Source organism: Leptolyngbya sp. PCC 6406 (assembly GCF_000332095.2).
GTDB lineage: Bacteria > Cyanobacteriota > Cyanobacteriia > Phormidesmidales > Phormidesmidaceae > PCC-6406.
This window is the reverse complement of sequence record NZ_KI913949.1, coordinates 3,974,890-3,990,769: the sequence shown is the minus strand read 5'-3', so window position 1 is coordinate 3,990,769 and position 15,880 is coordinate 3,974,890. Positions and strand designations below refer to the sequence as shown.

The window sequence follows — 15,880 nt, the reverse complement described above, 5'->3', positions numbered from 1 at the left end:
CTCAAAATTTCTGTCACCTGTCACCTGTCACCTGGCACCGCTCATCTTTATCCTCCGCCTGCAACACCGCCAGCACTTCATCACACCAGTTGACCCAGTCCTGCTCGTAGTGAATGCCACGCCGTAGGGTGAGGTAGCGATATTGTTCCTGCACAGGAGGGTGGGGTATCGCCTGATAGGCTGTTGCCTTGGCCTGGTACTGCTGCAATTGGGCTAGATGACATTGGCGACGACGTTTCAGTTCGGCCAGCAGCAGATCAGGGGGCATAAAGGCACCCGCTAGCACCTTAACCAGTAAATCCTCGCGAATTGGGGTCGGCTCCGTGGGCTCTAGATACCAGCGGTGGAGTTCTTGCTGGCCGATTTCAGTGACGCAGTAAACCTTTTTGTCAGGTTTACCCTCTTGGGGAATGAGCTCAAACTCCACCCAGCCCTGCTGCTCCATCTTGCCTAGCTCGCGATAGATTTGCTGCTGGCTGGCTTTCCAGTAGCAGCCTACTCCCTCATCAAAGCGTTTGCTGATGTCATAGCCGCTGCATGGACTGGCGGAAAGAACGGTCAAAATTGTATGCGCTAGAGCCATAGGGAACGAACGTTAATTGCAAGTGTGGTGAAGCTTAGACGGATCTGGGCGTAGATATAGCGGTTCCCTAATGTATGAGGTACCCCTCAACTTGATGACACTTCGATTAACAAGGGGCTTAAGCCCCTTGCTTGTAATTACACTTCTTCGATTAACAAGGGGCTTAAGCCCCTTGCTTGTACTTAACCTGCGTGAGAACCGCTATAGGGTCGGTTGGACTATCTACGATTTATACGATCTAAATGTTGACATACTCCAAGTTGACATACCCAATAAGTTGAGTATAAGCTGTGGAGCAATACCCAACACTTTTGTTATCAAATTGTTGGACAGTAAGTTTTTGGACAGGTGCCATGGTTGCTGACCCCAAGCCGTTGCTGGTGAGTGCTCCCGAGCAGGAAATCGCTGAAACAGAGCGGGGCTTGGTACTGCCCCACCGTCCTCGGTTGCCCAAACGGCTGGGATGGTTGCTGCCCCTGGCAATCTCGCCGCTGATTGGGGTTTATCTGCTGTCGGATCGCACTCTCCCCCCACCGGCAGTGACTGCCCTATCGGTGGAAACCGTCACCCTGGAGTTGAGTCGTGAGTACGTGGCGGAGCGCGAATATAGTGGCGAGCTGGTGGCCAGCCGCAGCAGTGTTCTGGGGTTTGAAGCGGGGGGTACGGTAGTCAGCATTCTGGTCCAGGAAGGGGATCGAGTCAGCGCTGGTCAGCCCCTAGCGCGGCTGGATACCCGCAGCCTAGAGGCCCAGCGCCAGCAGCTCAGCGCCCAACAGGATCAAGTTCAGGCCCAATTGCGAGAACTCCAGGCGGGGCCACGGCGGGAAAATTTAGCCGCAGCCACGGCGGCAGTGGGGGATCTGCAACAGCAGTTAGCCTTGGCTCAGCTTCAGCGCGATCGCCGCGCTGACCTTTATACCCAGGGCGCAATCTCGCGGGAAGAGTTGGATCAGCAGACCTACAACACTGGAGCCCTGGAAAATCGTCTGGCCCAGGCTCAGAGCCAGCTCGATGAACTCCAAGCTGGGACGCGATCGGAGCAACTGGATGCCCAAGGGGCGCGAGTGCGGCAATTGGCGGCCAGTTTGGGGCAAGTGGATGTGGACTTATCTAAAAGCGTCCTCTACGCCCCCTTTGATGGGGTGATTCAAACCCGTGCCCTGGATGAGGGGGCGGTGGTGGGCGGCGGGCAGCCAGTGCTGACCCTGGTGGAGGCGGGGGCACGGGAGGTGCGGATTGGACTCCCGACCTCAGTGGCGGAAACCCTGAGTTTGGGGAGTCCCCAAACGGTGCGGGTGGGCGATGGCACGTTTACGGCTACCCTCACTGCTCTGTTGCCAGAAGTGGATGCCGTTAGTCGCACAGTAACAGCGGTGCTCAGCCTGAATGCTCCAGAGTTGACCCTGGGGCAGACAGTGCGGTTGGTGCTATCGGAATCCCAAGACACCGACGGATTTTGGCTCCCGGCGACGGCGCTGGTGCCGGGGGAGCGGGGGCTGTGGGGGGTGTATGTGGTGGCTGAGTCGGCAGAATCCGCAGAATCTGCTGAGGCTTTTACCGTGGCGCGACGGGAGGTGGAGGTGTTGCACACAGAGCGCGATCGCGTTTTGGTGCGGGGCACGGTGCAGGCAGGGGAGCGGGCGATCGCCTCCGGCACCCACCGCATTGTCCCCGGTGATGCGGTGCGCGTGCTCCCCTAGCAACAAGACGGTGCATTGCTAAAGCGAATGCACCCTACCCCCTCCGCAGGCCATGCAGATGTTCGATACAGTCGTAAAAAAGCGCCATGGGGAATTCAGGATGGCTTTCAGCACTTACAAAACCATGCGATCTGTCGTTCAAGACTATGAAATTGTCTACCAGGAAACGGATTTTATTTATGAACGCACCCTCCTGGTAAGTGACTATTTTCGAGAGGATCTACTGGGATTGATTCGAGATGGCGTTGTGGACAATTCTGAATACGCCATTTGCGAGAATTTGATCGCGCCGATTTTGAAGGAAGTCTGGAAAAGCTATCGCGACTATTTTCTGCTGTGGAGTCATGAAACCCTACGGTATGACAATGTCCTCAATGGAGTGCCTGACTATATTTTGGCAACGCGATCGCCCTTAGGGAAAATCGTCATGGGTCTGCCCTATTTGCTGGTGGTAGAGGCGAAGCAGGACAAGTTTGATGAAGGCTGGAGTCAGTGCTTGGCGGCGATGATTGCGGCTCAAAAGCTGAATCAAGATGATATAAAAACAGTTTTTGGTGTTGTCACCAATGGGGAGATCTGGGAATTTGGCAAGCTGACTTCAAATGGTTTTACGAAAAACAGAAGGGTTTATTTGCTACAGGATTTAGAGGGTCTTTTGGCGGCGGTTAATGATGTGTTCTTCCATTGCAAGGCGCAACTTGCTGGATGACGGGACGGTACAACAAGACGGTGCATTGCTAAAGCGAATGCACCCTACCCCCTAAAGCTGGATGACGGGACGGTGCATTGCTTCGCGTGGGCGGAGCCTCGCTTTAGCGTTATGCACCCTACCCCCCAATACCCCAACACGGGTCACCCGGCAACAAGGGCAACCACAAGGGATTGCCCCTACGGGAAATTCAAAACTCAAAATTCAAAACTCAAAATTCCTGTCACCCCAATACCCCCTCACCCCATCACCCCATCACCCCAAAGCCCTTCGGGCAGGCTAACTCCCAGGGAGTGGCTTCGCCAACGCCAACACCCCTCCACCCTCACACTCCCCTCCCATGCCCAACCTCTTCTACCGCAATCGACAACTCCTCATCCTCACCCTGACGCTGGTGGTGGTGTGGGGGCTGTCGGCGCTGTTCACCCTGCCCCGGATGGAGGATCCAGAGATTACCCAGCGCTTTGGTCGGGTGGTCACATTCCTGCCAGGGGCGACCCCGGAGCGGGTGGAGTCTCTGGTGACGGATCCCCTAGAGCGGCGGCTGTTTGAGCTGGAGGAGGTGGACTTCTTACGATCCACCTCGGGGAATGGGGTGTCGGTGATCTCCATGGAGCTGAAGGAAGGCATCCGGGATGTGGATTCGGTGTGGTCTAAGGTGCGGGGCAAGATCGCTGATGCAAGGCCCGATTTGCCCCTGGAGGCGACGGATCCCCAATACCAGGACGAGGCTGCCAGCGCCAGCGCTCTGATTGTGGGGCTGACTTGGGAACTGCCGGAGCCCCCGAATTACGTCATCCTTGGACGATTGGCTCAGGGGTTGGAGGAGCAGTTGCGATCGCGCCCCGGTACAGACAAGGTGGAGCTATTCGGCAACCCCGAGGAAGAAATTCAGGTAGAAATCAGTGCCAGCGAGTTAGCGCGGCTGGGGCTGACGGCGCAATCCCTTTCCCAGCAGATTGCTGCCAGCGATGCCAAGGTCTCGGCGGGGCAGGTGCGGGGCGATGGCACCGAATTTCTCCTAGAGGTGAACAGTGCGTTGGATTCCCTGGAGCGGATTCGCGCCATCCCCATCCAAGTCGGGGAAGCGGGCACCACCGCCCGCCTGGGGGATGTCGCCCAGGTCAGCAAAGGGATTAAAGCGCCCGCCAGCAGCTTGGCCTATATCAATGGCTTCCCCGCCGTGGTGGTGTCCGCCACGGTGGAGTCAGACTATCGGGTGGATCTATGGGCGGATCAAGCCCACCGGGTTCTGGAGGAATTTGGGGCGCACCTGTCGGACGGGTTGGGGGTGCATACCGTGCTGGATCAGAGCCTGTACGTGCAGCAGCGGCTGAATGGGGTGATTGGCAACCTGATCACCAGTTCACTTCTGGTGATTGGGGTTTCCCTAGTGATGCTGGGGGGTAAGGCGGCGCTGTTGGTGGGGACGGCGCTGCCCCTGACCACCCTGTCGGTGTTTGGCTCCATGGCGGTGCTGGGCATTCCCCTGCACCAGATGTCCGTCACGGGAATCATCATTGCCCTGGGGCTGCTGATTGACAATGCCATCGTGGCGGTGGATGAGGTGCAGGGGCGGCTGCGATCGGGTATGGCTCCGGCGGCAGCGGTGGGGGAAACCGTGCGTCATTTGTTCGTTCCCCTGCTGGCCAGCACCCTGACGACGGTGCTGGCCTTTGTACCCATCGCCTTTTCCCCCGGCAGCGTGGGGGAATTCATTGGCACCATTGGCCTAACGGTGATTTTGGCGCTGGTGAGTTCCCTATGCCTCTCCCTGACGGTGATTACGGCGCTGGCGGGACTGACCCACCGCTGGGAACCCTGGGGAATTCAAGGGACTTGGTGGCGGCAGGGGGTCGCGAGTCAGGTTTTGGCAGGGCTGTATCAGCGATCGCTGCGGGGAGTGTTTCACCATCCCTGGCGGGGTATTGGGCTGGCGCTGGTGCTGCCGGTGATGGGCTTCGCGGTGTTTGGCAGCCTAGAGCAGCAGTTCTTTCCCCCGACGAATCGGGATCAGTTTCAGGTAGAACTCCAGTTCCAAACCCAGGGGGCGATCGCCCAAACCCAGACCGGGGCACTGGCGGCGCGGGATCTGATGCGGCAACATCCCCAAGTGGCAGATGTCCACTGGTTTATCGGTAAAAGCGCCCCCAGCTTTTTCTATAACTTGGTGGGCGGACGGGAAAATGCGCCTAACTATGCCCAGGGCATTGTCCAGCTTCGCGATACCACCGACCTCCGGGGTACGATTCAAACCCTCCAGCAAGAACTGGATCAGGCGTTTCCGGGGGCTCAGATTTTGGTGAAACAACTGGAACAAGGTCCCCCCTTTGATGCGCCCATTGAGCTACGGCTCTATGGCTCGGACATGACCCAACTGCGGGAGATCGGCGATCGCCTGCGGTATGAACTGGCTCAAGTGAAGGACGTGACCCACACCCGTGCCACGCTGACGGAGGCCCTGCCCAAGCTGGCCTTGCAGGTGGATGAGGTGCAGGCACGGCGGGCGGGGTTGGATAATCGCGCCATTGCCCAGCAGCTTGATGCCACCCTAGACGGCAGCGTGGGCGGTTCCATCCTGGAGGGCACGGAGACGATTCCCGTGCGGGTGCGGGTGCCCGCCGCCCAGCGGGGGGATCTGGCCCAGGTGGCTTCCTTGGATTTGGTAACTCCCAGGGGAGACACGGTACCCCTGTCGGCGGTGGCTACGGCGTCCCTGAAGCCAGACTTTGCCAGCATTGCCCGCTACAACGGTCAGCGTATCAACACCATCATGGGCTTTGTTACGGCGGGGGAGCTGCCTGCAACGGTGCTCCAGGGGTTTGAACGGCGGCTGGCGGCGGTGAATTTTCAACTCCCGGCGGGCTACCGAATTGAATATGGCGGAGAGGCCGATGCGCGGGGGAATGCGATCGCAAATCTCCTCTCCACTGTGGGCATCCTCACCATTTTGATGACAGCAACCCTGGTGCTGTCCTTCAATTCCTTTGGCTTAGCGGCGCTGATCGGCTCCGTTGCCCTCCTCTCCGTCGGCCTCGCCGCCCTAGCGTTGAAGGTGTTCGGCTCCCTCTTTGGCTTCACCGCCATTCTGGGGACGCTGGGGCTGATTGGCCTCGCCATCAACGACTCCATTGTGGTGCTGGCGGCGCTGCGGGAACATCCCACCGCCCAGCAGGGTGACCCCGTCGCTACAGAGCAGGTGGTGATGAAGGCGACCCGCCACGTCCTGGCCACCACCTTCACCACCATCATTGGTTTCACGCCGTTGATTTTGGACCAAACCGGCTTTTGGCCGCCCCTGGCAATTGCGATCGCGGGGGGATTGGGGGGCGCAACGATCCTCGCCCTCTATTACATCCCCGCCGCCCATATCCTGATCTTTCGGCGCGGGGAGGCGCGATCGCCGAAGATAACCCCATAGTCTAGTACTGGGCGGCGTCAATATCCTTGCCATTTTCTAACGACGAGGCAGAGCCTCGGTGAGGATTCCCAGGCAGAGCCTGGGAACCAGGAAATTCAGGAAAACTTCCGACTACTGTCGCGAAAGCCAGAGGCTTTCGCGACGACGATCGCCCAACTTCACCCTTCACCCTTCACCCTCCACCTTCACCCTCCACCCTTCACCCTCCACCCTTCACCCTCTAACCTCCACCCTCCACCTTCACCCTCCACCCTTCTAAAAATGGGGATAGACGTAATCCCTGAATAACCGCTGGACCAGTTCCGGCTGATCCTGAATCAAGTCATCGAAGTCGGATTGCACCGAGACATGGTACTTGGCGGTGCGGGGGGCGATTTCTGGAATCCAGGTGGTGTGGATGGTGAGCCCAAACTGAATCGTGCCGGTGGGATCCCCCAGTTTGCAGATCGGCCCCTGGGACAGGTTTTGGGCATCGAAGATCCAAATCTGGCTGGTGGGTTGGCCATCCTCTTGATCCGTGAGCACGAGGCAAGTGAGGTAGCCGTCGGTTTGATCGCTACCGTCACCTCGGGGAATGAACTGGGGCGAGTTGCCGAAATGGTCAGGGGGAAACAGGTACTTATCCACAATTTTCATGGTGGTGGTGTCGAGGTGGCACAGGGCGGGGGGAGCCCCGTCGCTGGCGGCTTTTAGCACCTCGGCAATGGGCATCTGACGGTACTTGTAGCGCTTGTAGAGATTGAGGATGAACTGGGTCAAGAGTTCATCCCAGCAGCCCCAGGCAATCCAGTAAATATGGTCGTAGCGCTCGGGTACCCCCAGGTTGCCCACGTCGGCGTAGATGGAGGGTGCCCAGGTGCAAGTGCGATCGCTAACTAACTGGGCATCCTTGACCTTCCCTGCTTCGCCATCGATGACGTAACGGGCCAGATAGTTCAAATCCGTGGTGGACACGGTCATCCCCACCAGGCGTTCGATGCTATCCTCCACGGGGCGGGGGAGCGGGGGGCTCTGGACAAAGAAATCGTAGGCTTGGGGCCACTCGGCGGGATCCCAGGCATTATTGTGGGCGGCATGGAGCACCACCCCCTGGGTGTCGTCATAGTCCACCCGAAAGTGGGCCATCTCGCGGGGAATGGTGATCTGACGGGCAAAGACGGTGGTGCGCTTAGGGGTCAAGTCCGCTCGCCGCACGATGTAGACCCTGGTATTTGGAGACTGGGGAAAGTTCAGCAACTCCCGCAGCACCCGCTCGGTGTCGGTATTGCCCGGTAGGGGATTGGGGATCAACTGCTCTGGCCCGAGTTTGAAGCTGGTGTCCATCAACACCACGTAATTGCGCGTGATGCCGACCTGGTGCATACTCTGCTCGATTTGCACCGGACGTTGGATGGGCAGTCCCCAGGTGCGGGGCAGCATCACCTGCCAGCGGTTGAGATCGCCCTGGCCATCCCATTGGATGAGATACACAAAGTCAGAACTGCGCCCCACAATATGCAGCAGCAAGTTCAGAAATTGCAGCACCTTCATCACCACCCACCGAAACAGCCACCGGATCAAGCGGGATATGGGGCCTAGACGAGTCAGAAATCCCGCGCCGCTCACCAGCACGGGCGCAATCATGGTCAGCAGCGACTTGCCAAAGTTGATGGTAAACAGTTCCTGGGTGTGGTCGTCGTAGGCGTGGTGGGTGGCGGTGGTGACCAGTTTGAACGGCCCCACCTTCAAGGGCAAAAACTGCTCCCGCCATTCGTCATTGCGGCCTACGGGGGTAATCACCTTGAGGCTGACGGGGTCAATTTCGTAGGGGCGTCCGGCATCCCAGGTCACCAGCAGTCGCCAGTGATCGTCTCCAGCAAATTTGACGGGAATGCAGGCGGTGTTGACCTCGTTGCGAAACCCCAAAATGAAGGAAAAGCGCCCCAGGCCACTGCTGAAGAATTTGAAGTCGCTGAAGCGGGTTCCCAGGGTGCTGGCGCGATCGGCGTAGAAGCAGGGGGTCTTGATCAAACGGCTGGTGAGGCGCATCTCCCCAGCGCGATCGCAGTCGAACCGATGCAGCATCGCGTCGCCATTGAACAGCGAAGTCCCATCACTGCCGGGATAGTTGGGTTCACCGGGGAGTGGCGTCATGGCCACACTGCCCACGGGTCCCATGGCAATCCAGTGACCCTTCAGGTCTGGCGGCAGGGTGCCCTCCAAGACCGTGAGGACCACCTCGTCGAATTCCTGTCGCGTAGACACCATCGCCGCTTCGGGGAAGCGGGAACCAGTTTGGGGAGAAGCAGTTTGGGGAGAAGCAGTTTGGGGGACCATGGGGAGGCACGTCCTGATAGCGAACCAATTTCCCAAAACAATATGCGATCGCGCCTAAGATCCCCCAATTCTCGATAATTCCTTCATGAAGGGGCAATCGGCGGCATAAAACCTACCCATGCGCCATATCCTTGTCGGCATTGATTTCACGGTTGATCTCGTCGCCATGGCGGGCATAGTAGGCCCGTGCCATAGTCAAATCGAAGGGCGTCAAGCCGGGGAAATTGTGGAGAAGTTCGGCATCATCAGCACCCTGATTTTGTAGAGAAATAAGGGTCCAAACCGGAATACGGGTATTGCGGATGCGGGCATGTCCACCACAGACTCCCTTGGTTTTCGGAATGCTACGAGTGGTGAGCTGTTCTTGAAACAGGGCGTAGTCCTCTGGAGGTAAGGACTCAATGGCTTGAACAAGGGATTCCACAAGTTTGAAGTTCATCCTGTCCCCCCAGATATACACAGCATCGTTTTGATAGAGGGGATTTTACCTCCCCCATTGAGGCTACCGCTCATACACATCTCTTGTTACTTACGGCTTTTCCAGTAACCAGGCTCACGACTGCAATGCATGACCGCCAAAATCAAAATGTAGTCTTGCTCAGAGGTGAATCGCATCCCCGATCACCCCCCAGCTTGCTCCACCTCAAACTCGGTAAACACCTTCGCCTGATCCAGTACCAGATCAACCGCTAGAGCCTGCATATCTGGGGGATAGCCGTACTGCCGCAATAGACGCTTCACCATCACCTTCATTCGAGCCCGAACACTTTCCTTCAGGTTCCAGTCGATGGTGGCGTTTTTGCGAATGCGGACAACCAGCGCGATCGCGAGTTCCCGCAGTTGGTCTTGGCCCATCACATCGCGGGCACTCTCATTCTGGGCCAGGGCATCATAGAAAGCGAGTTCGTAGGGTTCAAGGCCCAGTTCTTCGCCGCGCTGTTTCGCCGCCTGGACATCCTTACCCAGCTCGATCAGCTCTTGCAGAATGTCGGTGACGCTGATGACCTGGTTTTTGTAGCGATTGAGGACATTTTCCAGCATCTCCGCCAATTTGCGGCTCTGGACAATGTTGGTGCGGCGTTGGGCCTTGATTTCGTCGCGGAGCAGTTTTTTGAGCAGTTCCACCGCCAGGTTCTTATGCTCCATACCCTCGACTTCTTCGAGGAATTCGTCGGAGATGACGGAGACATTGGGGTTTTTGATACCCGCCTCGTCGAAGATGTTGACGACGGTATCGGACACCAGCGCCTGATCTACCACCTGGCGAATGGCGGTTTCGATCTCGGTATTGCTGAGGTTGCCATCGCTAGGCTCAAGTTTCCGCAAGCTGGACTGGATCGCCTGGAAGAAGGAGATTTTCTCCCCCTGGGCGATCGCGTCGGGATGGTGAGCGGTCAGGGCATAAATCTTGGCCAGCGCGGCTACGGCATCGAGGAAGCGGTCTTTGCGCTGGGGGTCAGCGATGTGGTTGGTGGCGGCTTTGAGCAGGTTGAGTTTTTCACCAGTACTGGCGGTGAAATAGGGGGTGTAGTCAAAGCCTGCCATGATGCCCTCGACCACCTCTAGCTTGGTGGCCAGCAGCCCCAGGGCCACATCTTGATCGAGGGTGAGATCGCCTTTGCCACCGCTGTTGGAGTAGAAGTTGAGGGCTTCTTTGAGTTCTTGGGCCACACCGAGATAGTCCACAATTAGGCCGCCCATCTTCTCGAAGTAGACCCGGTTGATGCGGGCGATCGCCTGCATCAGGTTGTGGCCCTTCATGGGCTTGTCGATGTACATGGTGTGGAGGCAGGGGGCATCGAACCCGGTGAGCCACATATCGCAGACGATCACCAGCTCCAGTTCGTTGTCGGGGTCTTTCAGCCGCTGGGCCAGAATCTGGCGTTGCTTTTTGGTGGTGTGGTGCCGCACCAGATTGCCTTCGTCAGCGGCGCTGGCGGTCATCACGACCTTGATTTTGCCGGTGTTTAGATCATCGCTGTGCCAGTGGGGACGGCGTTGGATGATTTCGGCGTAGAGGTTGGCCGCTACCCGCCGACTGAGGGTGACAATCATGCCTTTGCCCCGGTTGACGGTCTGGCGCTGCTCGAAGTGGGTGACGATGTCGCTGGCGATGGTCTGGAGGCGCTGGGTAGAGCCCACGATCGCTTCGATTTTGGTCTGTTTGGCTTTGGCTTGCTGGGTGGTGCTGAGGTCTTCAAAACTGAGGTCGTCATCCAATTCATTCAGCAGTTGGCGGCCTTGCTCGTCTAGGTCTACTTGCACCAGACGGCTTTCGTAGTAGATGGGCACGGTGGCCCCATCTTTCACGGCCTGGGCGATGTCGTAGATGTCGATGTAGTCGCCGAAAATGTCGGGGGTGTTTTTGTCGGTTTGCTCAACGGGGGTGCCAGTGAAGCCGACAAAGGTGGCGTTGGGGATGGCGTCGCGGATGTATTTGGCGAAGCCGTAGCGGGTTTCGATGCCGATTTCGTTGCCGTCTTTGTCTTTGAGGATGACTTGTTTGGCCTTGAAGCCGTACTGACTGCGGTGGGCCTCGTCGGCTAGGACGACAATGTTGGTGCGATCGCTAATCTGCGGATACAGGGTTTCGCCATCGGCAGGGGCGAATTTTTGGACGGTGGTGAAGACGATGCCGCCAGAGGCCACGTTCAACAGCGATCGCACGGCGGCGCGATCGTTGGCCTGCTGGGGTTCTTGGCGCAGTAGTTGGCGGCACCCGGCAAAGGTATCAAAGAGCTGGTCGTCGAGGTCGTTGCGATCGGTGAGGACAATCAGGGTGGGGTTATTCAGGGCCAGCACCAGTTTGCCGCTGAGGAACACCATGGAGAGGGATTTACCGCTGCCCTGGGTGTGCCAGACTACGCCGCCCCGATGGTTGGCCCTCTCTCCAAACCTCTCTCCCACGGGGAGAGAGGCTTCCGGATTCCGATCCCCCTCCCCCTGGGCTACTGTGTATACATAAGTTTTCGGTTGAGTCTTGTTTAGGGTTTGATCCCCCCAACCCCCCTTTTCAAGGGGGGCAGTCCCATCCAGGATTGGGGTAGCCCCCCTTGAAAAGGGGGCGGCGATAGCGGGGGATTCGCCAGAATGTGACTGCTCAGAGAGATGTGTATACACGGCAGCCCCCTGGGAGGGGTTAGGGGAGGGCATTCCGCAAGCCCGCAACACACTTTCAACCGCCTTATTCACCGCGTAATACTGGTGATAAGCGGCCAGCTTTTTGGTGGTCTTGAGGGTGACAATTTCGGTGGCGGGGTCTACGGTTTTGACCTGCTCGAACACGGTAAAATGGCGGATTAGGTCGAGCAGGGTGGCTTTGTTGAGCATTCCCTGCACCAGGATTTCCAGCTCGGCCCTCTCTCCAAACCTCTCTCCCACGGGGAGAGAGGCTTCCGAACTCCAGCTTGCCACTTGTGCCCTCTCCCTAAATCCCTCTCCCAAAGGGCGAGGGACTTCCGGACTCCGATCCCCCTCCCCCTGGGAGGGGTTAGGGGCGGGATTCCGATCCCCCTCCCCCTGGGAGGGGTTAGGGGCGGGACTCTGGGCGGGAAACTTCCACTGGCTGAAACGGGTGTAGTCGGCAGACAGAGAGCCAGCGCGGGCGGAAAGGCCATCAGAGATTACCAGCAGAGCGTTGTAGGTAAACAGGCTGGGAATCTCGCGTTTGTAGGTTTGGAGTTGGTTATAGGCCGCGTGTAGGTCGGCTTTGGCATCGGCGGCGTTCTTCAGCTCGATCACCACCAGGGGCAACCCGTTGATGAACAGAATTACGTCGGGGCGGCGGCGGTGGTTGTCTTCGATGATGGTGAACTGATTCACCGCCAGAAATTCATTGTTGTCGGGGTTGTCCCAGTCAACCAGCCAGAGCTGTTCCCCTTTGGTTTCGCCGTCCCGCTGGTATTCAACGGTGATGCCTTCGGTCAGGTAGCGGTGAAAGGTTTCGTTGTTGCTGATCAGGTCAGGGCTGGCGATGTTTTGTAGTTCTCGCTGGGCCTGGGCGCGAACGGTAGCGGGGATGTGGGGGTTGATGCAGCTGATGGCGGCGGTGAGGCGGTCTTTGAGCAGGACTTCGCTGAAGTTTTGGCGTTTTTCGAGGCTGAGATAGGTGCCGCCGCGATCGCTGGCACGGAAGTCCTCCCCAGCTCCTCGCCCGCTGGGAGAGGGGTTTGGGGTGAGGGCATCTGCTGGTGCCAAGGCGGCACCGTGGGTGTAGCCATAGCCCAGGGCATCGAGCAGTTCGAGGTTATAGGTTTCGATCTGGTCTTCGGTGATGAATTTCATCTGGGGCTGCTGGAGGCGATGATGGGAACCAACCTACAATTAGGCTAAGTCTAGCTAAGGCTTTTTGAAATGCACAATGCCAATATCCATGAGGCCAAAACCCACCTATCGAAGCTGATTGAGTCGGTTTTGGCGGGGGAAGATGTAATTATTAGTCGGGCTGGAAAGCCCCTAGTGCGACTGATTCCCTATGAGGGGGCATCAAAACCTCGAACGCCGGGGGCTTGGAAAGGACGTGTTGTGATGGCAGAAGACTTTAATGCAGAATTGGCGGAGGTCAATGCCCTGTTTTATGGGCCAACAGATGGGTTAGCAGAATGAGATATCTGCTGGATACCCATGTGTTGCTGTGGTGGTTGGGGGATGACCCAAAGCTATCGCCTCAAGCGCGGCAAGTCATCAGCGACCCGACGCATTTGATTTTTGTCAGTGCAGCGACGGTCTGGGAGATGTCGATTAAGCAATCTTTGGGCAAGTTATCTATGCCCGATAATCTGTTAGACATGCTGGCCGTGAATGAGTTTGAGGTGTTAAAGGTTTCGGCGGAGCATGGGCTACAGGTGGGGGCGTTACCGATGTTGCACAAGGATCCCTTTGATCGCATGTTGATTACCCAGGCATTAGCAGATGGGCTAACGGTGATTTCTGGGGATGCCAAGTTTGAGCTATATGAGGTGCCGTTGCTGGCGGCTTAGATCTGAACCAGGGGACACACGGTGGGAATCATCGGAGTGGAAGGGGGCAACGGCAGACTGGGGCACAGTGACAACATCAATAGACTCGCCCAAAGCATTAAAGACTTCGAGGATGTAACCTTCTTCGCCGCCTTCGGGATGGGGAACGGTGTCAACCAAGGTGGCGATGTCGCCCCGTTTGAGATTGTATGCGGGGAAGTCCCTGGTGAGTGAGACGTGGGTGTATAGCTCAATCATGGCGTGGTGCGACCTGTTCAAACCTTAAAATGCCAGACGATGTCTGGCATTTTGCAAAAAATAAGTGATTGGAGTTGAGATTTGGCAGACAGTGTCTGCCATTTTCGAGGTAAGGTCACTCATCTCACCCCTCCTGAATGCGGAGCTGGCCGCTCATCAGTTTAGGCAGAAGCGCGTCACGGGTTTGGGTCAGGGTTTGGATTTGGCGCTGATTCGATTCAATTTTTAAGAATAATGGCTGGCAAACATTGTGAAATAACTGAAACGTTGTCAGTTCTGAGATGGCAAGCTCGTAATCTTCCACTTGATCATTAGGCACACGTTGACGACCTGATGAACCAGTCATGTTTTTGATCGCATAATCGCGAAAATTTTCACTTCGACTAAGGCAATAAACATATTCTGGACAACAGGAAGACTTAGCTCTCATCACGATAAACTCAGTCGAGCCATAAGCGACTTCATCACTATCAAGAAGATTGACAAAGGCTGTTTTTCCATTCTCAAGGCAAGGAGTAATTCTTGCTAAAAGAGTATCGCCATTTCGGAACTTACTGCCAGAATTAAATTTTCGGATGATGTAGCCAGTAATTTCCATACTAGATGTAGACAGTGATTTCATGTCTACGTATTTCACATCATTTCCCTTTTTGATTGCTTCTCTTGGATTAACCTCAATTAATTCTCTTAGCTTCCCAACTCGCCAGCCTGCGGGGATTGCGCCTAGTTCTGACGGCACCATCTCCCCGCCAGACGACTTGTAGGGCCTGCCCTGAGCAAAGCGCTGCCCTGAGCTTGCCGATGGGTCGTAGGGAAACTCGAAATCGACAAACCAATGTTTGAAGAGGGTTTGCGCGATTTGCTCCAGTGTTTCGTTCTGTTTGCGGAGGTTTTCGATCTTGCGATCGAGACAGGCTAAAGTTTTAGCAGTTTCTTTCTGTTGTGAATAATTAGGAACTTTTATTGTAAATTGAGTAATATCTGTCTTCAACAATCTGGGCACGGTACTTCCTCTATTAGCAGAGAGCATCCGCTGTTTAACAGGCGGTGATTGAAGCAAATAAAACAAGTAGAGATTGTGCAGCACTTTTTCATCTGTCCGTAGCGCAATCACTCGCCTCGATATTTGATAAATTCCTTCTTCAGGATAAAAGGCAACTTCTGCGGTAGGAGCTTCCGTCGTGAAAAGAACATCACCAGGCTTTGTGAAACCTCTTGTTGTCCAGTTCGCATAGTCTTCTTTACTAATAAACTCTCTGCGACTAAAATCTAAAGTTCCTGATTTAATATTGGCAGCACTAATTAACGTGATTCCATCTGCTGATTTAGGTGGTGTTTTTCCTCGATAATCAATTATTTTCTGTAAACCATCGTTGATTTTAATTGTTTTCACAGCTCAACCCCCACCTTCATCAACTGCATCTTAATCTCTTTACCCAGCACCTCTGCCTCCTTCATCTGCGGCTTCATTCTTCAGACTCCATCAGCTTCCGCACCGCCGCCGCCAGTGCTGGCAAGTAGCTTTCGAGGTACAAACGGCTATCTTTCATAGGAGCTTTGCCTCCGCCAACACCCGCGCCTTGATGTAGTCGTGCAGCGACTTGGCAGACACCACATCCACATCTCGCTTCAAAAAATTCTGCAAGTCGTGAATGAGCCCCACTGGAAACCAAGGCGTGATTTTTTCAAGGTCATAGTCAATCAAAAAATCAATATCGCTTTCTGGGGTATCTTCCCCCCGCACCACCGAGCCAAACACGCGCACGTTGTCAGCTCCATGCTTAGCAGCAATGGCCAAGATTTGCGATCGCTGTTCTTGTAACGTTTCCAACGTTGCCATCAACTCCGACCCTCCCAATCAAAAAGTGCGATCGTCAACTGCACCTTAATCTCTTTATCCAGCGCCTCTGCCTCTTTCATCTGCGCTGCCATATT

Annotated in this window: 12 protein-coding genes; 5 read left to right on the top strand and 7 right to left on the bottom strand. The window is 56.2% G+C overall.

All coding sequences use genetic code 11. The features are described from left to right. Window positions 1-13: 13 nt before the first annotated feature. Window positions 14-562: a PadR family transcriptional regulator gene (locus LEP6406_RS0217675; protein ID WP_263971194.1), complete on the bottom strand. Its 549-nt coding sequence runs from the start codon at window positions 560-562 to the stop codon at window positions 14-16. A gap of 374 nt (window positions 563-936) precedes the next feature. On the opposite strand from LEP6406_RS0217675, the gene LEP6406_RS0217670 reads away from it, so the two are divergent. From LEP6406_RS0217670 to LEP6406_RS0217660, 3 genes are all read left to right on the top strand, one after another. Then, the gene (locus tag LEP6406_RS0217670; protein WP_008317740.1) at window positions 937-2,283 is read left to right on the top strand and encodes an efflux RND transporter periplasmic adaptor subunit; all 1,347 of its coding nucleotides are present in this window, start codon (window positions 937-939) and stop codon (window positions 2,281-2,283) included. A gap of 100 nt (window positions 2,284-2,383) precedes the next feature. Continuing rightward, a complete protein-coding gene (locus LEP6406_RS0217665) occupies window positions 2,384-2,992 on the top strand; it encodes an adenine nucleotide alpha hydrolase family protein (RefSeq protein ID WP_027269236.1) in 609 nt (202 codons plus the stop codon). A gap of 340 nt (window positions 2,993-3,332) precedes the next feature. Then, entirely contained in the window at window positions 3,333-6,413 is a 3,081-nt protein-coding gene (locus LEP6406_RS0217660) for an efflux RND transporter permease subunit (RefSeq protein WP_008317735.1), read from the top strand. A 255-nt stretch (window positions 6,414-6,668) separates the two neighbouring features. On the opposite strand, the gene LEP6406_RS0217655 is transcribed toward LEP6406_RS0217660, so the two are convergent. From LEP6406_RS0217655 to LEP6406_RS33895, 3 genes are all read right to left on the bottom strand, one after another. Further along, window positions 6,669-8,729, bottom strand: a complete 2,061-nt coding sequence (locus LEP6406_RS0217655; RefSeq protein ID WP_008317733.1) for a carotenoid oxygenase family protein — start codon at window positions 8,727-8,729, stop codon at window positions 6,669-6,671. A gap of 112 nt (window positions 8,730-8,841) precedes the next feature. Then, a complete protein-coding gene (locus LEP6406_RS0217650) occupies window positions 8,842-9,168 on the bottom strand; it encodes a DUF433 domain-containing protein (RefSeq protein WP_008317731.1) in 327 nt (108 codons plus the stop codon). A gap of 182 nt (window positions 9,169-9,350) precedes the next feature. Next, complete coding sequence (locus LEP6406_RS33895; protein ID WP_027269235.1) at window positions 9,351-13,013, bottom strand: type I restriction endonuclease subunit R; 3,663 nt, start codon at window positions 13,011-13,013, stop codon at window positions 9,351-9,353. Window positions 13,014-13,082: 69 nt separating this feature from the next. Between LEP6406_RS33895 and LEP6406_RS0217640 the strand changes: the two genes are divergently transcribed. Together LEP6406_RS0217640 and LEP6406_RS0217635 are read left to right on the top strand one after the other, a co-directional pair. After that, window positions 13,083-13,334 carry a type II toxin-antitoxin system Phd/YefM family antitoxin gene (locus LEP6406_RS0217640; protein WP_008316396.1) on the top strand — a complete coding sequence of 84 codons (252 nt, stop codon included), beginning with the start codon at window positions 13,083-13,085 and terminating at the stop codon, window positions 13,332-13,334. Then, window positions 13,331-13,708, top strand: coding sequence for a type II toxin-antitoxin system VapC family toxin (locus LEP6406_RS0217635; protein ID WP_008316394.1), 378 nt, complete (start codon window positions 13,331-13,333; stop codon window positions 13,706-13,708). Before LEP6406_RS0217640 ends, LEP6406_RS0217635 begins: the two co-directional genes overlap by 4 nt. Here the strand turns inward: LEP6406_RS0217635 and LEP6406_RS31430 are convergent. The 3 genes from LEP6406_RS31430 to LEP6406_RS0217610 all read right to left on the bottom strand — a co-directional run bounded on the left by LEP6406_RS31430 (window position 13,679) and on the right by LEP6406_RS0217610 (window position 15,785). After that, on the bottom strand, window positions 13,679-13,945 hold the full coding sequence (locus LEP6406_RS31430; RefSeq protein ID WP_008316392.1) for a DUF4926 domain-containing protein: 267 nt from the start codon (window positions 13,943-13,945) through the stop codon (window positions 13,679-13,681). The two genes, LEP6406_RS0217635 and LEP6406_RS31430, sit on opposite strands and share 30 nt — an antisense overlap. A 124-nt stretch (window positions 13,946-14,069) precedes the next feature. After that, window positions 14,070-15,338: a restriction endonuclease subunit S gene (locus LEP6406_RS0217625; protein WP_008316390.1), complete on the bottom strand. Its 1,269-nt coding sequence runs from the start codon at window positions 15,336-15,338 to the stop codon at window positions 14,070-14,072. A 153-nt stretch (window positions 15,339-15,491) separates the two neighbouring features. Then, entirely contained in the window at window positions 15,492-15,785 is a 294-nt protein-coding gene (locus LEP6406_RS0217610; protein ID WP_008316388.1) for a nucleotidyltransferase family protein, read from the bottom strand. Window positions 15,786-15,880 lie beyond the last annotated feature (95 nt).

What these genes read in the sequence shown, in the direction of transcription:
- LEP6406_RS0217660 (WP_008317735.1), top strand. Translation starts at nt 3,333, where the DNA reads ATGCCCAACCTCTTCTACCGCAATCGACAACTCCTCATCCTCACCCTG.
- LEP6406_RS31430 (WP_008316392.1), bottom strand. Translation starts at nt 13,945, where the DNA reads ATGATTGAGCTATACACCCACGTCTCACTCACCAGGGACTTCCCCGCA.
- LEP6406_RS0217640 (WP_008316396.1), top strand. Translation starts at nt 13,083, where the DNA reads ATGCACAATGCCAATATCCATGAGGCCAAAACCCACCTATCGAAGCTG.
- LEP6406_RS33895 (WP_027269235.1), bottom strand. Translation starts at nt 13,013, where the DNA reads ATGAAATTCATCACCGAAGACCAGATCGAAACCTATAACCTCGAACTG.
- LEP6406_RS0217650 (WP_008317731.1), bottom strand. Translation starts at nt 9,168, where the DNA reads ATGAACTTCAAACTTGTGGAATCCCTTGTTCAAGCCATTGAGTCCTTA.
- LEP6406_RS0217635 (WP_008316394.1), top strand. Translation starts at nt 13,331, where the DNA reads ATGAGATATCTGCTGGATACCCATGTGTTGCTGTGGTGGTTGGGGGAT.
- LEP6406_RS0217670 (WP_008317740.1), top strand. Translation starts at nt 937, where the DNA reads ATGGTTGCTGACCCCAAGCCGTTGCTGGTGAGTGCTCCCGAGCAGGAA.
- LEP6406_RS0217665 (WP_027269236.1), top strand. Translation starts at nt 2,384, where the DNA reads ATGGCTTTCAGCACTTACAAAACCATGCGATCTGTCGTTCAAGACTAT.
- LEP6406_RS0217610 (WP_008316388.1), bottom strand. Translation starts at nt 15,785, where the DNA reads ATGGCAACGTTGGAAACGTTACAAGAACAGCGATCGCAAATCTTGGCC.
- LEP6406_RS0217655 (WP_008317733.1), bottom strand. Translation starts at nt 8,729, where the DNA reads ATGGTCCCCCAAACTGCTTCTCCCCAAACTGCTTCTCCCCAAACTGGT.